16 protein-coding genes are annotated in these 16,306 nt (G+C 69.5%); 9 read left to right on the forward strand and 7 right to left on the reverse strand.

Annotated elements, in window-relative coordinates; genetic code table 11:
• Nucleotides 1-121 precede the first annotated feature (121 nt).
• The 7 genes from Aph01nite_RS17040 to Aph01nite_RS17070 all read right to left on the reverse strand — a co-directional run bounded on the left by Aph01nite_RS17040 (nucleotide 122) and on the right by Aph01nite_RS17070 (nucleotide 5,111).
• On the reverse strand, nucleotides 122-736 hold the full coding sequence (locus Aph01nite_RS17040; protein ID WP_204041869.1) for a hypothetical protein: 615 nt from the start codon (nucleotides 734-736) through the stop codon (nucleotides 122-124).
• A 32-nt stretch (nucleotides 737-768) separates the two neighbouring features.
• Entirely contained in the window at nucleotides 769-1,206 is a 438-nt protein-coding gene (locus tag Aph01nite_RS17045; protein WP_204041870.1) for a hypothetical protein, read from the reverse strand.
• Nucleotides 1,207-1,218: 12 nt separating this feature from the next.
• Entirely contained in the window at nucleotides 1,219-2,883 is a 1,665-nt protein-coding gene (locus Aph01nite_RS17050; RefSeq protein WP_204041871.1) for an AICE element replication initiation protein, read from the reverse strand.
• The gene (locus Aph01nite_RS17055; protein ID WP_204041872.1) at nucleotides 2,883-3,746 is read right to left on the reverse strand and encodes a bifunctional DNA primase/polymerase; all 864 of its coding nucleotides are present in this window, start codon (nucleotides 3,744-3,746) and stop codon (nucleotides 2,883-2,885) included. The genes Aph01nite_RS17050 and Aph01nite_RS17055 overlap by 1 nt, the downstream gene beginning before the upstream one ends.
• Nucleotides 3,746-4,255: a hypothetical protein gene (locus Aph01nite_RS17060; protein ID WP_204041873.1), complete on the reverse strand. Its 510-nt coding sequence runs from the start codon at nucleotides 4,253-4,255 to the stop codon at nucleotides 3,746-3,748. Before Aph01nite_RS17060 ends, Aph01nite_RS17055 begins: the two co-directional genes overlap by 1 nt.
• Nucleotides 4,242-4,526, reverse strand: a complete 285-nt coding sequence (locus tag Aph01nite_RS17065; RefSeq protein WP_204041874.1) for a hypothetical protein — start codon at nucleotides 4,524-4,526, stop codon at nucleotides 4,242-4,244. The genes Aph01nite_RS17060 and Aph01nite_RS17065 overlap by 14 nt, the downstream gene beginning before the upstream one ends.
• A 306-nt stretch (nucleotides 4,527-4,832) precedes the next feature.
• Nucleotides 4,833-5,111, reverse strand: coding sequence for a helix-turn-helix transcriptional regulator (locus Aph01nite_RS17070; protein WP_204041875.1), 279 nt, complete (start codon nucleotides 5,109-5,111; stop codon nucleotides 4,833-4,835).
• Between the two features lie 214 nt (nucleotides 5,112-5,325).
• Here Aph01nite_RS17070 and Aph01nite_RS17075 point away from each other — a divergent pair, with 214 nt between their 5' ends.
• From Aph01nite_RS17075 to Aph01nite_RS17115, 9 genes are all read left to right on the forward strand, one after another.
• Nucleotides 5,326-6,051, forward strand: a complete 726-nt coding sequence (locus Aph01nite_RS17075) for a helix-turn-helix transcriptional regulator (RefSeq protein WP_204041876.1) — start codon at nucleotides 5,326-5,328, stop codon at nucleotides 6,049-6,051.
• Between the two features lie 55 nt (nucleotides 6,052-6,106).
• Entirely contained in the window at nucleotides 6,107-7,390 is a 1,284-nt protein-coding gene (locus Aph01nite_RS17080) for a tyrosine-type recombinase/integrase (protein WP_204041877.1), read from the forward strand.
• Between the two features lie 204 nt (nucleotides 7,391-7,594).
• Nucleotides 7,595-8,086, forward strand: coding sequence for a hypothetical protein (locus Aph01nite_RS17085; protein ID WP_204041878.1), 492 nt, complete (start codon nucleotides 7,595-7,597; stop codon nucleotides 8,084-8,086).
• 594 nt (nucleotides 8,087-8,680) lie between these two features.
• On the forward strand, nucleotides 8,681-9,844 hold the full coding sequence (locus tag Aph01nite_RS17090) for a hypothetical protein (RefSeq protein ID WP_204041879.1): 1,164 nt from the start codon (nucleotides 8,681-8,683) through the stop codon (nucleotides 9,842-9,844).
• Nucleotides 9,841-12,042, forward strand: coding sequence for a serine/threonine-protein kinase (locus tag Aph01nite_RS17095; RefSeq protein ID WP_204041880.1), 2,202 nt, complete (start codon nucleotides 9,841-9,843; stop codon nucleotides 12,040-12,042). The genes Aph01nite_RS17090 and Aph01nite_RS17095 overlap by 4 nt, the downstream gene beginning before the upstream one ends.
• Nucleotides 12,039-12,950, forward strand: coding sequence for a PP2C family protein-serine/threonine phosphatase (locus Aph01nite_RS17100; protein ID WP_239161759.1), 912 nt, complete (start codon nucleotides 12,039-12,041; stop codon nucleotides 12,948-12,950). The genes Aph01nite_RS17095 and Aph01nite_RS17100 overlap by 4 nt, the downstream gene beginning before the upstream one ends.
• The gene (locus Aph01nite_RS17105) at nucleotides 12,947-14,236 is read left to right on the forward strand and encodes a vWA domain-containing protein (protein ID WP_204041882.1); all 1,290 of its coding nucleotides are present in this window, start codon (nucleotides 12,947-12,949) and stop codon (nucleotides 14,234-14,236) included. Before Aph01nite_RS17100 ends, Aph01nite_RS17105 begins: the two co-directional genes overlap by 4 nt.
• 2 nt (nucleotides 14,237-14,238) lie before the next feature.
• A complete protein-coding gene (locus Aph01nite_RS17110) occupies nucleotides 14,239-14,883 on the forward strand; it encodes an FHA domain-containing protein (protein WP_204041883.1) in 645 nt (214 codons plus the stop codon).
• A 1-nt stretch (nucleotide 14,884) separates the two neighbouring features.
• Nucleotides 14,885-16,297, forward strand: coding sequence for a GlnX family signal transduction membrane protein (locus Aph01nite_RS17115; protein WP_239161760.1), 1,413 nt, complete (start codon nucleotides 14,885-14,887; stop codon nucleotides 16,295-16,297).
• Nucleotides 16,298-16,306 lie beyond the last annotated feature (9 nt).

Genomic DNA, 16,306 nt, shown 5'->3' on the forward strand with positions numbered 1-16,306 from the left:
CACCCAGCTGCCGCCGCGGCCGACGCGCGCGATCCGCTGCCCGATCCGGATCAGTCCTCGGCAGAGCGGGCAGGTGCCGGTCCGCCGGGCTTTGCGGGAGTGAGTCGCGCGCACGGGGTTATCACGAGCCGCTTTTCAGCCAGGCCGCCCACGCCCTGAGCTGGTCGACGGAGTGCTGCACGTGACCGGTGATCTCCAAGACGGCGTCGCTCATGGAGCGGTCACAGGCGGGGTCGCGAATCTCGGCAAGAAAGGCGTCCCAGTCGCCGCCAACGGCTGCACAGAGCTTCTTGAGCACGTCGGGTGTCTTGTCGAGGCTGAACTCGGTTATGTCCACCGCCTGCTGCTTTCGGACGCCGCTCGTCTCCGGTGCCTGCGGGGCGGTCGGTAGTTCGGCGTCCGGCGCGTACGTGCCCGCGTAGTTGCTGATGTCGGCCACGGGCCTGAGCTCGCCCTGGTCGTTGTCGGCGAACACCGCGCGCGTCTCGTAGGGCGAGTCCTTGAGTTCGATCCGCGGTTCGTAGCGGAACACGTCACCGCCCGGGATCTCGTTGAGCACGCGGACCGCTCGGCACTCCTGCAGGAGGATCGCGGGGCACGGGTTGATGAAGAGGCTGCCGTCGGCGTCGTCATCGTCGTCGTCGGTGAAGGCGTTGCGCCAGCCCGCCGGCAGCGCGGTCACAGCGATGGTCGTCCAGATGTCGTGACGGCGTTCGGATTGAGTGAGGGAGGTCATGAGGGCGTCCTTCTCGTCGGTTTGATGGGGCTTTACGACACGTTCGTCTGCGCTCGCAGGGCCGCGGCGGAGCGGGGATCCACCAGGGCGAGCGCGTCAACGAAGATGACCGGCCAGCAGATCTGCCGACCCCGCCCCGTGCGCAGGACGATGACGTCCCGAGTGCCGTCGTCGGGTACGTGCTGACGCACCACCTTGGCGAGGTCGGCAGGGGCGACCGTCTTCGGAACCATGATCACAGCGGTGGCCTCGACCACCGCGTCCGCCACCTGGAGGACTTCAGCGGCTTCGGTGCACATCACCGTGGGGATTCCGGCGTCGATGTAGGCGGTGCACTCCGGCAGTTCCGTGAGGGCCTGGCTGAGGGCGTGTAGGGCGTCGGGCGGCGCGGTGATGATCCACCGGTCGCGGCTGGCAAGGTGGCCAGCGATCTGCTTGACCGCGTCGGCGCGGTCCATGGTCGTGGTCATGCCGGTTCCTTTTCAGCAGCTTGGGTGGGTTGTGTGGCCACCAGCGGCGGCGGCCGGGTGGAGAGGCAGGCCGCACCTGGTGCACGGCACGACCTGAGATGGCCCGTTTTCCTGGCTCGCTTGGCTCGCAAACTCGCGGCCCTGCAGCGAGCGCGAGCTATGCGAGCCAAGCGAGCCAGAATCCCCGACCTCTCTAGGAGGAGGGGTAAGAGTCCAGCGGACGGCGTTGGAGTGGTTCGCGCCGCCGTCGTCCTCGACCATCCACCCCGCCTTGCGCATCGGGGGCGCCTGACGGCGAAGCCGCGTGGTCACCGCTCGGGCCGTACCGGGCCAGCCCTTCGGGGCTCTCCACTTCCCGTCGTCGTCGGGTGTGACCAGGACCAATAGCTCCGAGGCCGTACCTGTAAAGGTGGTATCGATCTTCTCGGCCACGGCCACGATGAACACGTCCGCAGTCAGGGAATCGGTCGCGAGCGCCTTCTGCTTGGACAAGTACCGGGCTAGGCCATCTGTCCCCGAGAGCTCGTCGACAGCCTTGAGGATGCGGGCGAAGTCCGCCATGCGAGGCTTGCGAGCTAGACGAACAGAGGGCAGTTGACTCGCAACACTCGCGAGCATGTCCAGGACGGCACCGAGGATTCGGGGGTGGGCCTCCTGCCACGAGGGCCACAACTCTTCCTCTTCGAGCCGGTTGTCCTCGCCAATGATCAGAAGGTCGAGGGGGATCAGCCGGTCGGCCAGGTCACCACGGACCGCCCCGAGATCGATGCCGTTGAGAATCACGCAGCGGCGGAAGGAGATCACCTCAAGGTCGGTGTTGGTGTACAGCTTGCGCCGTACGTCGCCATCTCCGGTGACTGCGCGGCAGATGGCATCTGACAGCCAGGGCGGCATGTCCGAGAGGTTGTCGAGGCTGACCACCCACGAACCGGTGGCCGCGGTCACCCACGACTCGGGATCACGCGGCGCCTTGCGCGCAGGCGCCCCGGTCGGGTCGACGATCAGCGACATGACCTTGCCCGCCGTCGACTTCCCGCTTCCCTGCTCTCCCGACAAGTTGGGCACGGGGTGCGGCATCTCCGGGAAGAACAGGCTCACCAGCCAGGCCACCACCAGCGGCCGGTCTGCCGGGTCGAAGTTGAGCCACTCCCACAGCTCGTCGAGGCTGCCGCCGCGTACCGGCAGTGGCAGTGGCAGTGTGAGGGCGGTCCGCTTGAACAGTACGGGCGGCTCGTCCTCGATCGTCCACCCACCGGGCTTGATCCGAACGGCCCGGCCGGTCGGGTCGCCGAGGTCGAGCCAGAACGCGCCGTCGCTGCGCGCGACCCGGATTTCTAACCGTTCGGGGTTCTCCTCCTGGGCGAACCCCTCGATGACGAGCAGCGCGTCAGCCAACGCCTGCTGAGGTGCCGCCTTGCGGACCCGGGCGAAGTAGGCGCGGGCCAACTGGGCGCGCAGTGAGGTCTTGCCGCCGCGCAGGAGAAACACGACCGGCGAGCCGACGCGCGGAACGCCGAACGTCTCGCCGGCCTCCGACACACCGAACCGGTACGACGCCTGCGCAAGCTCCACCAGCACCGTGGAGGCGGACTTCTTCTCCTCCTTGGCCTGCTCGCCATCGGCCGCATCCGGAACGGCGACTCCCGCCCCCGCCACGATCTCTTCCGCTTCGGTCATCAGCGTCCCCTCGCGTTCCGGTGGGCGCTGTTGAGAGTCGCTTCCGCCTCGCCGTCGGCCAGGCCCACCCGCCGGGCGGCTTCCAGCAGTGCGGCCCGTCCGCTCTCGGAGGGGAACAGGCCTTGGCCGGCGTGCTCGAACATGCGGGAGGCGCTCCAGAACAGGCGGCTGTTTCGGTCGCTTCCCGGCGTCGCCTCGAGGACGGTCTGCACGAGCCCGGTCAACACCTTGTACGGACGGCCCTTACCATCGCTGACCAGGCTTTTTCGGTGGTCACCGGAAAAGGCCGCGACGGGTTGAGCCTGTAGGGCTTCGACGAGCCAGGCCGGCGCGGGCAGGATCGGGGCAGCCATGTCGACGGGCTGATAGATGACGCCGGTCTCGTGCACCGATCCGGGGCCGATGACGTAGCCGCCCAGCCCTCGGGCGCCGCGAACGTCGATGCCGCGGCCCTTCAGCGCCCCGACGCCGTTGCCGAGTTCGACGCCCTCGGGTTGCCGGTAGTACCGGTGGCAGCCTTTCGCCGTCGTCACCGTGAACGTGTCCTCGACGACCTGGCCGACGCCTGCGGCGTACTCGCGGAACGCTCCCGGCTGATCCTCGTCCACCACCAGCAGGCCCGACGCCTTGCAGGCCACGCCGATGTTGCGCATGCCCCGGGAGAACATCGCGCGCAGCTTGACCGGCCCGTCGCTCGCCAGCACCGACCAGCGACCGCACGGATGCTTCCCGCGCTGCCCGTTGCAGGGCCGCTCGGGATGGTGCGCCCCGACGCATTCCGGATTGCCCGGGTGGTCGGCCGGGAACATGTGGAAGCCGTGGCTCTGCCACAACCATCGCACCCACGACGTGGTGTCGTCCACTACGCGACCTCCCGGGCCGGTTCGCTGGGTTCCCACTCCGCCGGCCCGCCCTGGTAGTCGGCGCCGCGGCGGGCGACCATCGCCGCACGATGGCACCGCGAGCAGCCGGTCGGGTGGTAGGTGGCGCACGGCTCGCCAGCCGCGTACGCGCGGTCGAGGGCGGCTTTGCGCTCGTCGTCTGGCCTGTCGGCAGTCCCGGTGATCATTGCTTTGTGCGCCTGCCACTCCTGGGTTTCTTCGTAGGCGCGGCGGCCGTACCCGACCTCCTGGCCAGCGGCGAAACCGTCGAGGAAGCCGTGCCGGTACCCGGTGCCGTGAGCGGCGTCGATGGCACGCCACTGACTGTCGACGGTGGACACCAGGAGGCGCATCTCGTCGACCGGATTCCGGTTGTCGGCTTCGTGCCGTACGGTGGGGGAAGACACGTTGCCGTTGCTGGGCGGCTGAGTTTCAGAGGGCGGGCTTTCCGGGTGGAGCCGGGGCCCGCCTTTCGTGTCAGGCGGCGGCATCGCCCGCTCCTTTCTGTTCGCGTCGGCGGGCTTCCCGCGCGAGCGCCATCTCGCGGCAGTACGTCCGCCGCTTCTCTCGGGCCTGCCGGTCCCGCTCGTCCTCATCGAGCACCCCATCGGGATCGACCTTGAGCGCCCAATAGCTGAGGGAAGAGGGGTTGCGGGCACAGGCGGCTGCGGTTGCCTCTGTCCGCTGTTCGGGGGTGAGGTCGTCCCAGCGCCGTTGCGCAGCGTGGCGGGCCAGGATCGTGGCGGGCTTGTCCTGTTCCATGGGCTTGGGGTTTCCGTTCGGAGGGAAGTGTGGCGCTCGTCGGCGAACTGTCCGGCTCGCCTGCTCGACCGTCCGGTCGGTGTTGCTCGATTCCCCGTCCGGGGCGTCGCGGGAGGTTGAACGTTCTCGTCGGGAGGTTGAACGTTCTCGTCGGTAGGCCGTCCGGCCTCAGTGCTGCCTGGTTCCCGTCCGGGATCCGTCACATTGGGAGATCGTCACAACGCGTATGTTGTGCAAGCGGACGTCGGCTCCCCGCGCGATCCCTCCGCAGGCGCACGGCCGTACGCATCCGGACCGCGTCGGGGCTCACTCGGCGTTGGCGTTCTCCAGGTCGGCGTCACGCTGGGCGTCGAGCCAGGCGTCGATCTCGGACTTCCAGGCGACGATGCGGCCGGCCTGCTTCCAGACGGGAGGAGCGTCCTTGTAGCGGGTCTTGCGCCACCACCGGATGGTCTCTTCTTCGCGCCGGATGTACTTGGCGATCTCCGGCAGCAGGAGGAGCCGGTCATCTGCGGGGCGCGCGACGCGGGTGGCGCGGCGGTCCGCAGGCGGCTGAATGGCGGCTTGGGCCTGGGTAGTCTTCATCTGGCCTTCCTGAAGCTTTCGAGGTGACGGGTGAGGCGTGCAGCCCGGCAGGGGGATGTTTGGCGACGATCCCTGTCGGGCTGTCCTGCGTAGTGGGGGTCACCCTGCGCGATAACGATCTGAAGATCTCCATCTGCAACAGAACCTCCGTCACCGTTCTACACGAAAAACATCACGCTCGCCACCATCTGCAAAACGTTATACCGTGGGCTCCGTGGACAACCGCCAAGAACCACCAGCCGCACCCGACACGGGCCGCCCCCAGCTCGCGGTCTCCTGGGAAGCCAACTTCGCCCAGCGGATGAAGCGCATGCGCGAGGCTCGGGGGATGACGCAGACCGATCTTGCTCGACAGGTGAGCAAGTACAACCTCCCCTTTCACCAGCCAACCGTTCAGCGCATCGAGGCCGGTGAGCGCCCAATCCGGCTAAATGAGGCTTTTGTAATCGCGGAGATCCTTAAGGTCGATTTCCCCGAGCTTATAAAGCCGGATACTCCGCTGAATTACGAGGTGTACGGTGCCGTCCAGCGAATAAACGTCGCATCCTCCTGGCTTGTCGACAAGGTGGGCGTGGCATTTGATGACTGGATCGAACACCTTCTCCCCTTCATAAACGCCATGAAGGAGCGCTTGAGTCAGTACGCCGACACGGCAACGGCCGATGACCTTGACCAGGTGACCAGGTGGGGCTTGGCCTGGGCATACAGGGTGGAGAGTATCTACAACGACCTGGCGTCTAGTGTCACGTCGTTGGCGCGGATCGCTGGCTATTCGCCGTCGATTTACGAGACGCCAACCGAACAGCTTGTTGAATACGAGCACTCCGTACTTCACGATTCGGTCCGACTCCTCCTAGTGTGGTGTGAGAGGTTCAGAGGCTCTGAACTGGATTCGCCAGTATCTCCAGCACAGTTAATGAAGGAGTTCCCCGGGGGGTAGGGGTTCGGCTGACTCAATGGAGGTTTCTCCGATGGCACATGTAGAAGACCGATGGATGCGGAAAGCGCGCGGACCAGATGGCAAGGTGCTTCTAGACGACAAGGGCAAGCCGGTCATGGAGCGCGACCCTGTCCGCTATGGCAAGGGCTCGCGCTGGCGCCTGCGCTACATCGGCCCGGACGGCAAGGAGGACAACGAGTCCTTCGAGCGGAAGGCCGACGCGGAAAACCGGAAGATCCAGGTCGAGGCCGATCTCCTCAAGGGCACCTTCATCGACCCCAAGGCCGGGAAGGTCACCTTCCGCAAGCAGGCCGAGGAAGTCATCGAGAACCGCGTTCTGAACCCGAGCAGCCGCGAGAAGATGCGCCAGCGGCTCGGGAATCACGTCTATCCGGTGATCGGCTCCCACGAGATCGGCCTCCTGTCGAAGCGCCCGAGCCTCATTCAGGGCCTAGTACGGAAGATGGAGGCCACTCTCGCGCCGGTCACCATCGAGGTCATCATGGCGCACGTCTCGCTCGTGTTCTCCGTGGCCGTGGAAGACGAGTTGGTCGCGAAGAACCCGGTGCTGAGCAAGACCATCACGCTGCCGAAGGTCGTGGCGAAGAAGCTGGTTGTGTGGACGCCCGACCAGGTCTTCGACATGCAGGATGCCTTATCCGAGCGCTACCAGATCACGGTGGACATTGGCGCCGGCCTCGGGATGCGCAGAGGGGAGATTCTGGGCTTCGGCCCGGATGACGTCGACTGGTTCCGCGGGGTGGCGGGGGTGAATCGCCAGCTCAAGATGCTAGGTGGACGGCTGGTCTTCGCTCTGCCGAAAGGGGATCAAACACGTACAGTCCCGCTGTCGGAGATGGTGAAGTTCGCTCTGGCCGAGCACATGCGGCTGTTCCCGCCGATCACAGTCACGTTGCCCTGGCAAAAGCCGGACGGGAAGTCGGTCAAGGTCCGGCTGTTCGTGAGCAACCGGGATGGCGGCCCGGTGCTGCTGCCGGCCTACACACAGGTGTGGCAGCGGGCCCTGACCCGTGCGGGGATCGTGCCACGGCTGGAGGAAGGGGAGGCGCGGGGGGCACGGTACCGTGAGCACGGAATGCACATGCTTCGCAAGTACTTCACCAGCGCGCTCCTGGCCGAGGGGGAGAGCCCGAAGGCGGTCGCGGAGTGGCTGGGCCACAAGGACGGCGGCGCGCTGTTGCTGAAGGTCTACGCTGCGATCCTGCCGAGCTCGGAACAGCGGATGCGTAGGACCATAGACGCGGCCCTGCGACGGCCCACAGAGAAAGATCGTCCTTCGTCCGACGGCCCACAGACGGCCCAGGAGGGTGGGAGGTGAGCGTTGTACCAGATCAGAGGTGTGATGTTGCCTCAACCTCTTCTTCCGCATCTAGCCCCGACCCGCGGCTTCGTGGCCTGCCGATGACGGGGACTGGCAGGCCACTGAGCTGCGGCGATGCTGTTGGAAGCGTTTCGCGAGTTTCCATTGGTTACGTTGTCGGACTGTCCGTCTTGTCGGTGGCAGCGTTTACGCTTCCCCTTCATGAGCAACAACGAGACCAGCACCGTACGTCTGACGGTCGAAGTTCAGGATTGTGGTATCGCTCATCTGTTGGACAAAGACCCTGGCGGATATGCCGATACACCGGCTCAGTCCATTGGATTCATCGCGGTTGAGCAAGGGTGTGTCACTCTTCACATCACTCACCAGTGGGGCCCGGCCAACTTCACCGTGACAATTGCCGACCGGGACCCCGGGGCAGATCTTGCCGGTTACGAAGACATCGTGGAAATTGGCTACGTGTCTATGTCGGGCGAAGTGGAGATGACGGGGTTCACTTTCGACGAGGCTGTGATGTCCCGCCTTCCCCCTCTCCCGGCCGGGCCTGGAACCTATCGCATCCGGTATCACGTCAAGGGCATGGACCTGGAGGGCACGGAAGACGCCGTCGATGACCACTACCTTCAGATATGGCCCGCGCTCCCTGCGGACCCCGTTGTCGTCAAGGCCACGAGTGACGCTTCTCAGTACTAACTTGGGCCGGGGCACGGTGGAGAGCATGCTCATGAACGGGGCGGAATAGCGACGGAACAGCCAGCGGACCGGACGACGGGTCCTTGTCTCGATGCTGCACCGCCTGACCACCGAAGGGTGACATGTCCGTAGAGGCCAGCCGGGAAGGGAGCCCCGCGTCCAAACAGCTCGTTGGACGACGCGACGGTGCCTCCCGGAGGTGTGTATGGACGGCACGGTTTGGGTCGCGGTTCTTACCGGCGCGACAGCGGTAATCGCGAGCTGGGTGACTAGCCACGGCAACCGCCGAGCGGCCACGGCCCAGGAGGAGATGTCGGCGCGCGCGCAGTTCGTGCGGGAACAGCGAGAGGCACGCAAGGCGGCGTATCACGCCAGGCGATGACCACTCGGGGGGTCCGGCCCCAATGGTGAGCTGGGTGTACGTCACCGTGACCGCAACCGTGAGAATTCTCCGGGCGCCCGACCGGCGCAGGGGGGGCGGGCGTCGCGCGCGGATCGCGAAAATTTGTAAAGAATGGGTGGTAACAATCTTGTACGTCCCATGTTGGGGAGGCGCAAGCAACGTTGACCATGCCAAGGGCCGGTGGCCCGCCGATGAGCATCGAAGCGCTCGACTTCGCGCTGCGCCGCCGTGCCGAGGAACGCGACAGGATCTCGGACGACCTGCTGGACCTCGACTCGCACCCGGCCTACCAGCTGCTCGAGGGGGCGCGGCTGACCGGGGAGACCCGGCGCCACTGGGACGAGGCCCAGGCCAGAGCGGTGACCCTGTGGTGGTTGTTCGACGCCTACCGGGGGGTGCTCGATCGCGCGCAGAAGCTCAGAGCCGGCAAGCCCGACCTGGCCGCGCTGACCGGGCTGTTAGCCGGCCCTTCGGTGGAGCTGAAGCCGGAGAACGTGCCCGTCGAGAAACGGTCGCTGTTGCGGGCCGCGGGCGAGTGGATCACGCTGGACACGGTGGTGGCGCGAATGGACGCCGCCTACCGCGACGTCGCCGAGACGGTCGCGGCCGCGGACACCGCCTGGGGCGCGCTGCTCCCGCGGCTCGACGAGGCCGATGCCGCCCGCCGCTCGGCTCAGGACCTGCTGCGCGACCTGGACGGCGATGATCCGGAGCTGGATCGCATCGGCGCCGGGATCGACCGTGTCCGGGCGGAAATAACCGCCGACCCACTCGGCTCGGCCGCCCTCGGCGGCGAACTCGACGGATTGATCGCCGACCTCACCGCCCGCCGCGCACTGCTGGAGCAGGCCGCGCGGATCCGAGCGGATTACGGCGACCGGGCCCGCCGCCTCGGCGACCGCATCGCGCGGGTCGCCGAGGCGGAGAACGAGGCCCGCTCGATCCGGGACACGGTGCTCGTCAAGATCGCCTCACCCGCGCTGCCGGCGTTACCGGACCAGGCCGCCGCGTTGCGGGACCGGCTGGGCGCGCTGAGGACGGCCCGCGACCGCTGGCTGGAGCTGGCCGGGCGGCTGACCGAGCTGGAAGGGGCCGTGGACGAGGCGCTGGCGCGGGCGCGGAGCGCGACCGAATCGATGGCGGGCCTCCTCGGCCGCCGGGACGAGCTGCGCGGCCGGCTGGGGGCCTACCACGCCAAGGTGGTACGGCTCGGGCATGGCGAGGACGCCGCGCTCGGCGAACTGTACGGCAGGGCCCGCACCCTGCTCTGGACGGCACCGTGCGATCTGCGGCAGGCCACCGTCGCGGTCGCCGCGTACCAGCAGGCGATCAGCCGGATCGGAGTGGCGGGGTGATCGGATGCGCCCAGCCGGGCTGCGGCGGCACGGTGGAGGACGGGTACTGCGACCTCTGCGGCCTGGCCCCGCAGCCGGAGCAGGCACCGCCATCGGCGCCGCTGACCAGACCATCCGTCCAGCTGGACATGTCGGGTACGGCCCACACCGGTTCGAGCCGTTCGAGCCGCCGTTCGAGCCGGGGCCACCTCGGGATGGGCCTGGTCGAGGTGCCGGCCGTGCCGTACCGGGACCCGGCCGGGGTGGTGCTGGCCGACGCCCAGGTGCCGGAGGACCGGCGCTTCTGCGGCAATCCCGACTGCGGCAAGCCGGTGGGCCGCCGCAGAGGCGATCAGCCGGGGCGTACGGACGGGTTCTGCCCGCACTGCGGCTGGCGGTTCTCGTTCACGCCCAAACTCGCCGGGGGCGACCTCGTCGGCGGGCAGTACGAGGTCAAGGGCTGCCTGGCGCACGGTGGTCTCGGCTGGATCTACCTGGCGGCCGACCGGAACCTGGAGGGCCGGTGGGTGGTCCTGAAGGGGCTGCTCGACACCGGGGACGTGGAGGCGCTGGCCGCGGCGGAGGCCGAGCGGCGTTTCCTCACCGCGATAGACCATCCGAACATCGTGAAGATCTTCAACTTCGTCACCCATCCGGATCCCGGCACCGGGACGATGGTGGGCTACATCGTGATGGAGTACATCGGCGGTGTGCCGCTCCAGGAGATGCTGCGCGCGCGGCTGCGGGAGAGCGACAACCGCCAGGCTCTCCCGGTCGCGCAGGCCATCGCCTTCGGGCTGGAGGTCCTCAAGGCCTTCGGCTATCTGCACGACCAGAGCCTGCTGTACTGCGACCTGAAGCCGGGCAACGTCATCCAGGTGGAGGAGCAGCTCAAGCTCATCGACCTCGGCGCCGTGCGGCGGATCGACGACGCGGACAGCGCGATCTACGGGACGGTCGGATACCAGGCTCCGGAGATCGCGTCCGACGGGCCGTCGGTCGCCTCCGACCTCTACACGGTGGGGCGCACGCTCGCCGTGCTGAGCTTCCCGTTCAGCCCGGCCAGCGGCGGGTCCGCCGCTCCGCTGCCGGCCATCGACCCGAGGTACGAGTCCTATCGGCGGTTTCTGGAACGGGCGACCGACGCGGAGCCCGGCCGGCGGTTCGAGGACACGGCGGAGATGTCCGACCAGCTCGTCGGCGTGCTCAGGGAAGTGCGCGCCGCGGAGGAGGGCGTCCCGCACCCCGCGCAGTCCCGGCTGTTCGGCCCGGAGCGGCAGGCCGTCGGAACCGAACTCGCCCCGGCCGTCACGGGGCAGGTCTTCGGCCCGCTCGACCGGCTCGACGCCGCGTCCGCGCTGCCCGTCCCGCTCGTGGACCCGCTCGACCCCGCCGCCGGCCTGCTCGCGGGCCTCACCTCCGGGAACCCCGCCGAACTGGTCGCCCTGCTCGAATCCGCGCCGTCCACCCCGGAGACCACGCTCGCGCTGATCAGGGTGCTCGGCGAACTCGGCCGTCCGGTCCCGGACCAGTTGTTCGCGGACGCCGCCGGGCAGCTGCCGGGGGACTGGCGGATCTGGTGGTACCGGGGGGCCGCGCAACTGGCCTCGGGGGACCCGGCCGAAGCGGCGCGTATCTTCGACGGGCTCTACTCGTGGCTCCCCGGGGAGACCGCGCCCAGGCTGGCCCTCGCGTTCGCCCTCGAAGCCGGCGGAGCGCCCCGGGAGGCGGCTTCCCACTACGCCGCCATCTGGCGGACCGACCGGTCGTACGTGAGCGCCGGCTTCGGCCTGGCCAGGCTCCGGCTGGCGGAGGGCGACCGCGCCGGGGCGACCGCCGGTCTGGACGAGGTGCCCGCGACCTCCATCCACCGCACCGCCGCGCAGGCGGCCGCGGTGGCGGCGACCGTACGGGGACATGATCCCGCCGAGGGCGAGCTCGTCGCCGCGGGTGAGCGGCTGCGGAACCTGAAGCTCGACGCCCGGGACCGCGACGGGCTGCTCTCGGAGGTGCTGCGGAGCGCTCTCGGCCGGGTCGCCATCGGCCGGTCCGCCTCGTCCGGGCCGGCGACGTTGCTGGGCACCCCACTGCACGAGAAGGGCGTACGCGCCGAGCTGGAGCGCGTCTACCGGGCGCTGGCCAGATCGGCGCGATCCACCGCGGAACGGCGCGACTTCGTCGATCTGGCCAACTCCGTCCGCCCGAGGACGCTGTGGTGAGCGCCGCCTGTCCCGCCTGCGGGACGCTCGTCCTGCTGGGCGAGGCGTACTGCGAGCAGTGCGGTCACGGCCTGGGAGCCGTCGGCTGCACCTCCTGCGGCACTCCGGCGGTCGGGGCCGACGGTTACTGCGAGAACTGCGGCATGCTCCAGCCCTCCGGCCGCGACCACGTGGAGATCGAGCTGGAGGTCGGGGCCGGGGTGAGCGACCGCGGCCTGCGGCACAGCCGCAACGAGGACGCCATGGCGCTGACGGCGGTGAGCACGGCGGCGAACACGGCGGTCGTGGGAGTGGTCTGTGACGGGGTGTCCACCTCGCCGCGCCCGGAGGAGGCGTCCGAGACCGCCGCCGACACCGCCCTGGCGGCCCTCGCCAAGCAGCTGGAGGAGGGAGCCGACCCCGAGACCGCCACCCGGGAGGCGGTACGGCTCGCCGCCGAGGCCGTCGCCGCCCTGGCCGAGCCGGGCGAGGACGCGCCCGCCTGCACGTACGTGTCGGCGGTGGCCGGAGGACGGCAGGTCACGATCGGCTGGGTGGGCGACAGCCGGGCCTACTGGCTCGGATCCGGGTCCGAGGTGCTGACCGGTGACGACGCGACCCCGGGGACGCACCTGCTGACCGCCTGGCTGGGCGCGGACGCGGGCGAGGTCGTGCCGCACATCCGTACGTTCACGCCGGACGGGCCGGGCGTGGTCCTGCTGTGCAGCGACGGCCTGTGGGGTTACCACCCCGAGCCGGCGGCGCTCGCCGCCGTCGCCCTCAACGCCACCCCTCGCGCGGCGGCCCAGCGGCTCGTACGGCTCGCGCTGGAGGCCGGGGGCCACGACAACGTAACCGTCCTGGTGATCCCTTTCGGGCAGGGCGAGCAGGCCGAGACCACCGTGGTCTTCCCGAAGGAGCAGCAGTGACCGACTTCACCTTGCGAGTGGACCAGAACAAGTACCTTCCCTCGGGAAGCGAGGACGTGCACGCGATCGTCACGGTCGAGGCGAGCGGCCCGATCGAGCGTGCCCCCGCGGTCGAGGCCGCCGAGGTCATCATCGTCGACACCTCGGGCTCGATGTCGTACGACAAGATCGCCCAGGCGAGGAAGGCCGCGCAGGCCGCCATCGACACCCTCCGCGACGGCGTGCACTTCGCGGTCGTCGCGGGCACCCACGAAGCCGAGATCGTCTTTCCCGACCGCACGATGCTGGTGCCGGCGACCCCGCAGAGCAGGCGCGCCGCCAAGGAGGCCGTCGGCCGGCTGGTGGCCGGCGGGGGGACCGCGATGGGCCGGTGGCTGCGCTGCGCGGCCGACCTGTTCAGCGAGTACCAGCGGGCCCACCCTGGCGCGATCAAGCACGCCATCCTGCTGACGGACGGCAAGAACGAGTACGAGCGCGCTCCGGAATTCGCCGCGAACCTGTCGTACTGCACGGGGAAGTTCGTCTGCGACTGCCGTGGTGTGGGCGTCGACTGGGTGGTCGCCGAGCTTCGCCAGATCGCCTCCACCCTGCTCGGCAGCGTGATGGACATCCGGCGGCCCGAGGACCTGGAGGCCGACTTCCGGGCGATGACCCAGGCGTCGATGGGCAAGACGGTCGCGGACGTGGCGCTGCGCCTGTGGACACCGCGGGCGGCGACGCTGAACTTCGTCAAGCAGGTGTCGCCGGCGCTGGAGGACCTGACCGGCCGCCGCACCGAGGTGGACGCGCTGACCGGCGACTACCCCACCGGGGCGTGGGGCGGTGAATCCCGCGAGTACCACATCAGCATGCGGGTGCCCGCCGGGAACGTCGGCCAGGAGATGCGCGCCGGCCTGGTGCGGCTGGTCCTGCCCGATTCCGGGGAGGTGCTGGCCAAGGGGAACATCCTGGCGCAGTGGAGCGACGACCCCGTCCAGTCGACCCGCATCAACCCCCGGGTGGCCCACTACACCGGCCAGCAGGAACTCGCCTCGCTCATCCAGGAGGGCCTGCAGGCCCGCTACGAAGGCGACCTGGACACCGCGACCGCCCGGCTCGGCAAGGCCCGCGGCATCGCCGAGAAGGCCGGCAACGAGGAGACCGCCAAGCTGCTCGACAGGGTGATCGAGGTCGACCCGGAGACGGGAACCGCTCGCCTCCGGCGGAACGTTGACAAGGCGGACGAGATCGCGCTCGACACGCGGTCGGTCCGCACCGTCCGGATGCGCAAGGACCCGGAGGCCTGAGTATGGCGATCTGTCCGGTAGGGCACGACTCCGCGGACGAGGAGTACTGCGACGTCTGCGGCGCGCTGCTGGCGGGCACCCCGGCCCCGGCCGCTCCGGCTCCGGTCCCCGGCCAACTGGACGACTGTCCCGACTGCGGGACCTCACGCGGCGGCCGATTCTGCGAGAGCTGCGGGTATGACTTCGTCCTCGGCGGCGGGAACCGGGGGACACCGCAGTCCACCCCGTCCACCCCGTCGGGGCCTGCCTCCGCGTGGGTGGCCGTGATCGCGTCGGACCGTGACCACTACGAGGCGATGATCGCGCAGGGCGGCCCCGACGCGGCCCGCGTCACGTTCCCGCCGTACTGCCCGGAGCGGCGGGTGCCCCTGGTCGGGCCCGAGGTCAGGATCGGGCGGCGCAGCCAGTCGCGGGCGCTGGTCCCCGAGATCGACCTGGCCGGCCCGCCCGAGGATCCCGGCGTCTCCCACCTGCACGCGGTGCTGCTCGCCCAGGCCGACAGGACATGGCAGCTCGTCGACCCGGGATCCGCCAACGGAACCCTGCTCAACGGCAAGGCGGTGGAGCACAACGCGCTGCTCCCGCTCGCCGACGGGGACCGCATCCACGTCGGCGCCTGGACCAGCATCACGGTGCGGAAGGGCTGAGATGGCCGTCGTCGTCCCCGCCACCGGCCCCGCGCCCGCCCCTTCGCCGCCGCGCGCCCCGCGGCTGCGAACGGTTCCCGGGCGGATCCGCGCCGGCGCCGGCGCCGCCGTCCTCGCCGTCGGCCTGCTCTCCGCGCTGATGGGCGTGGCCCTGGGACACGCCGGGGACGGGCTGCGGGCGATCGGGCACACAGCCGGCCCGCAGGTGGTGGCCACCGCCGACCTCTACTTCGCGCTGAGCGACATGGACGCTCAGGTGGCCACCGTGCTGCTGTCCGGCGCCGAGGGCGGTCCCGGCCGCCAGGCCGCGCTGGACCGCTACGACCAGCGCCGCGCCCAGGCCGACAGCGCCGTGCTGCAGGCCGCCGACCTGGCTCGCGGCGACCCGACGGGGCAGCTGACCGTTCGCGCCGTACTCGACGGGCTCGGCCGCTACGAGCGGCTCGCGGCGCGTGCCCTGCTCCTGGACGAGCAGTCCCCGCACGCCGCCGGTCCGCCCTCGCAGCAGGCTCTCGACGTCTACCGCCAGGCCACCGACCTGATGCGGCTGGACCTGCTGCCCAAGGCGTACAACCTCACGCTCGACAGCGGAACCGTCGTCAGGCACGCGTACGCGGCCGAGTCGTCCGCCGTGCTGGCGGGCCGGTTCTGGGTGATGCTCGGCGGGGCGGTCGCGCTGGCCGTCCTGGTCGCGTTGCAGGTCTTCCTGGTCCGCAGGTTCCGCCGGGCGACCAACCCGGCGCTGCTGGCGGCCACCGTCGTCGTCGGCGTGCTCACCGTCGCGGGAGTGCTCGTCCTGCAGCGGGCGTCCGACGAGATGCGGACGGCCAAGGAGGACGGTTTCGACTCGGTTCTCGTGCTGTCCCGGGCACGCGCGATCGGAAACAGCCTGCACGGTGACGAGAGCAGGTATCTGCTCGACCCGCAGCGGGCGGACACCTACGAGCAGGTCTACCTCGACAAGTCGCAGTCGCTGCTCTACGTTCCCGGCGGGAACCTGGACAAGTACTACGCCGCGGTGGACGAGACCGTCCCCGCTTTCCCCGGCAAGTCGGACTTCCTCGGCTTCTACGGCTCGGAGGCCGACCGCGTCACCCTGCCCGGCCAGCGCGAGGCACTGGCCGAGGTACTCAAGCATTACCAGCAGTTCCAGCGTGACGACCGGAAGATGCGGCAGTTCGCCACCGCGGGCAAGAACAGCGACGCCGTACGGCAGGCCATGGGTACGTCGTTCGGGGTCTACGACGACGCCCTGGTCGAGCTGACCGAACTGCGCCGCCAGGCGTTCGGCGACGCCGTGGCGGCGGGCGACCGTGCCATCGACGGCTGGAACCTGCTGGTGCCGGGGGCGGCGCTCGCCGCCGCCCTGCTGATCCTGGTCGGCGTCCGGCCGCGGCTCGCCGAATACCGGTGAAGGGAAGAT

Source organism: Acrocarpospora phusangensis (genome assembly GCF_016862995.1).
In the GTDB taxonomy this organism is placed as follows: domain Bacteria; phylum Actinomycetota; class Actinomycetes; order Streptosporangiales; family Streptosporangiaceae; genus Acrocarpospora; species Acrocarpospora phusangensis.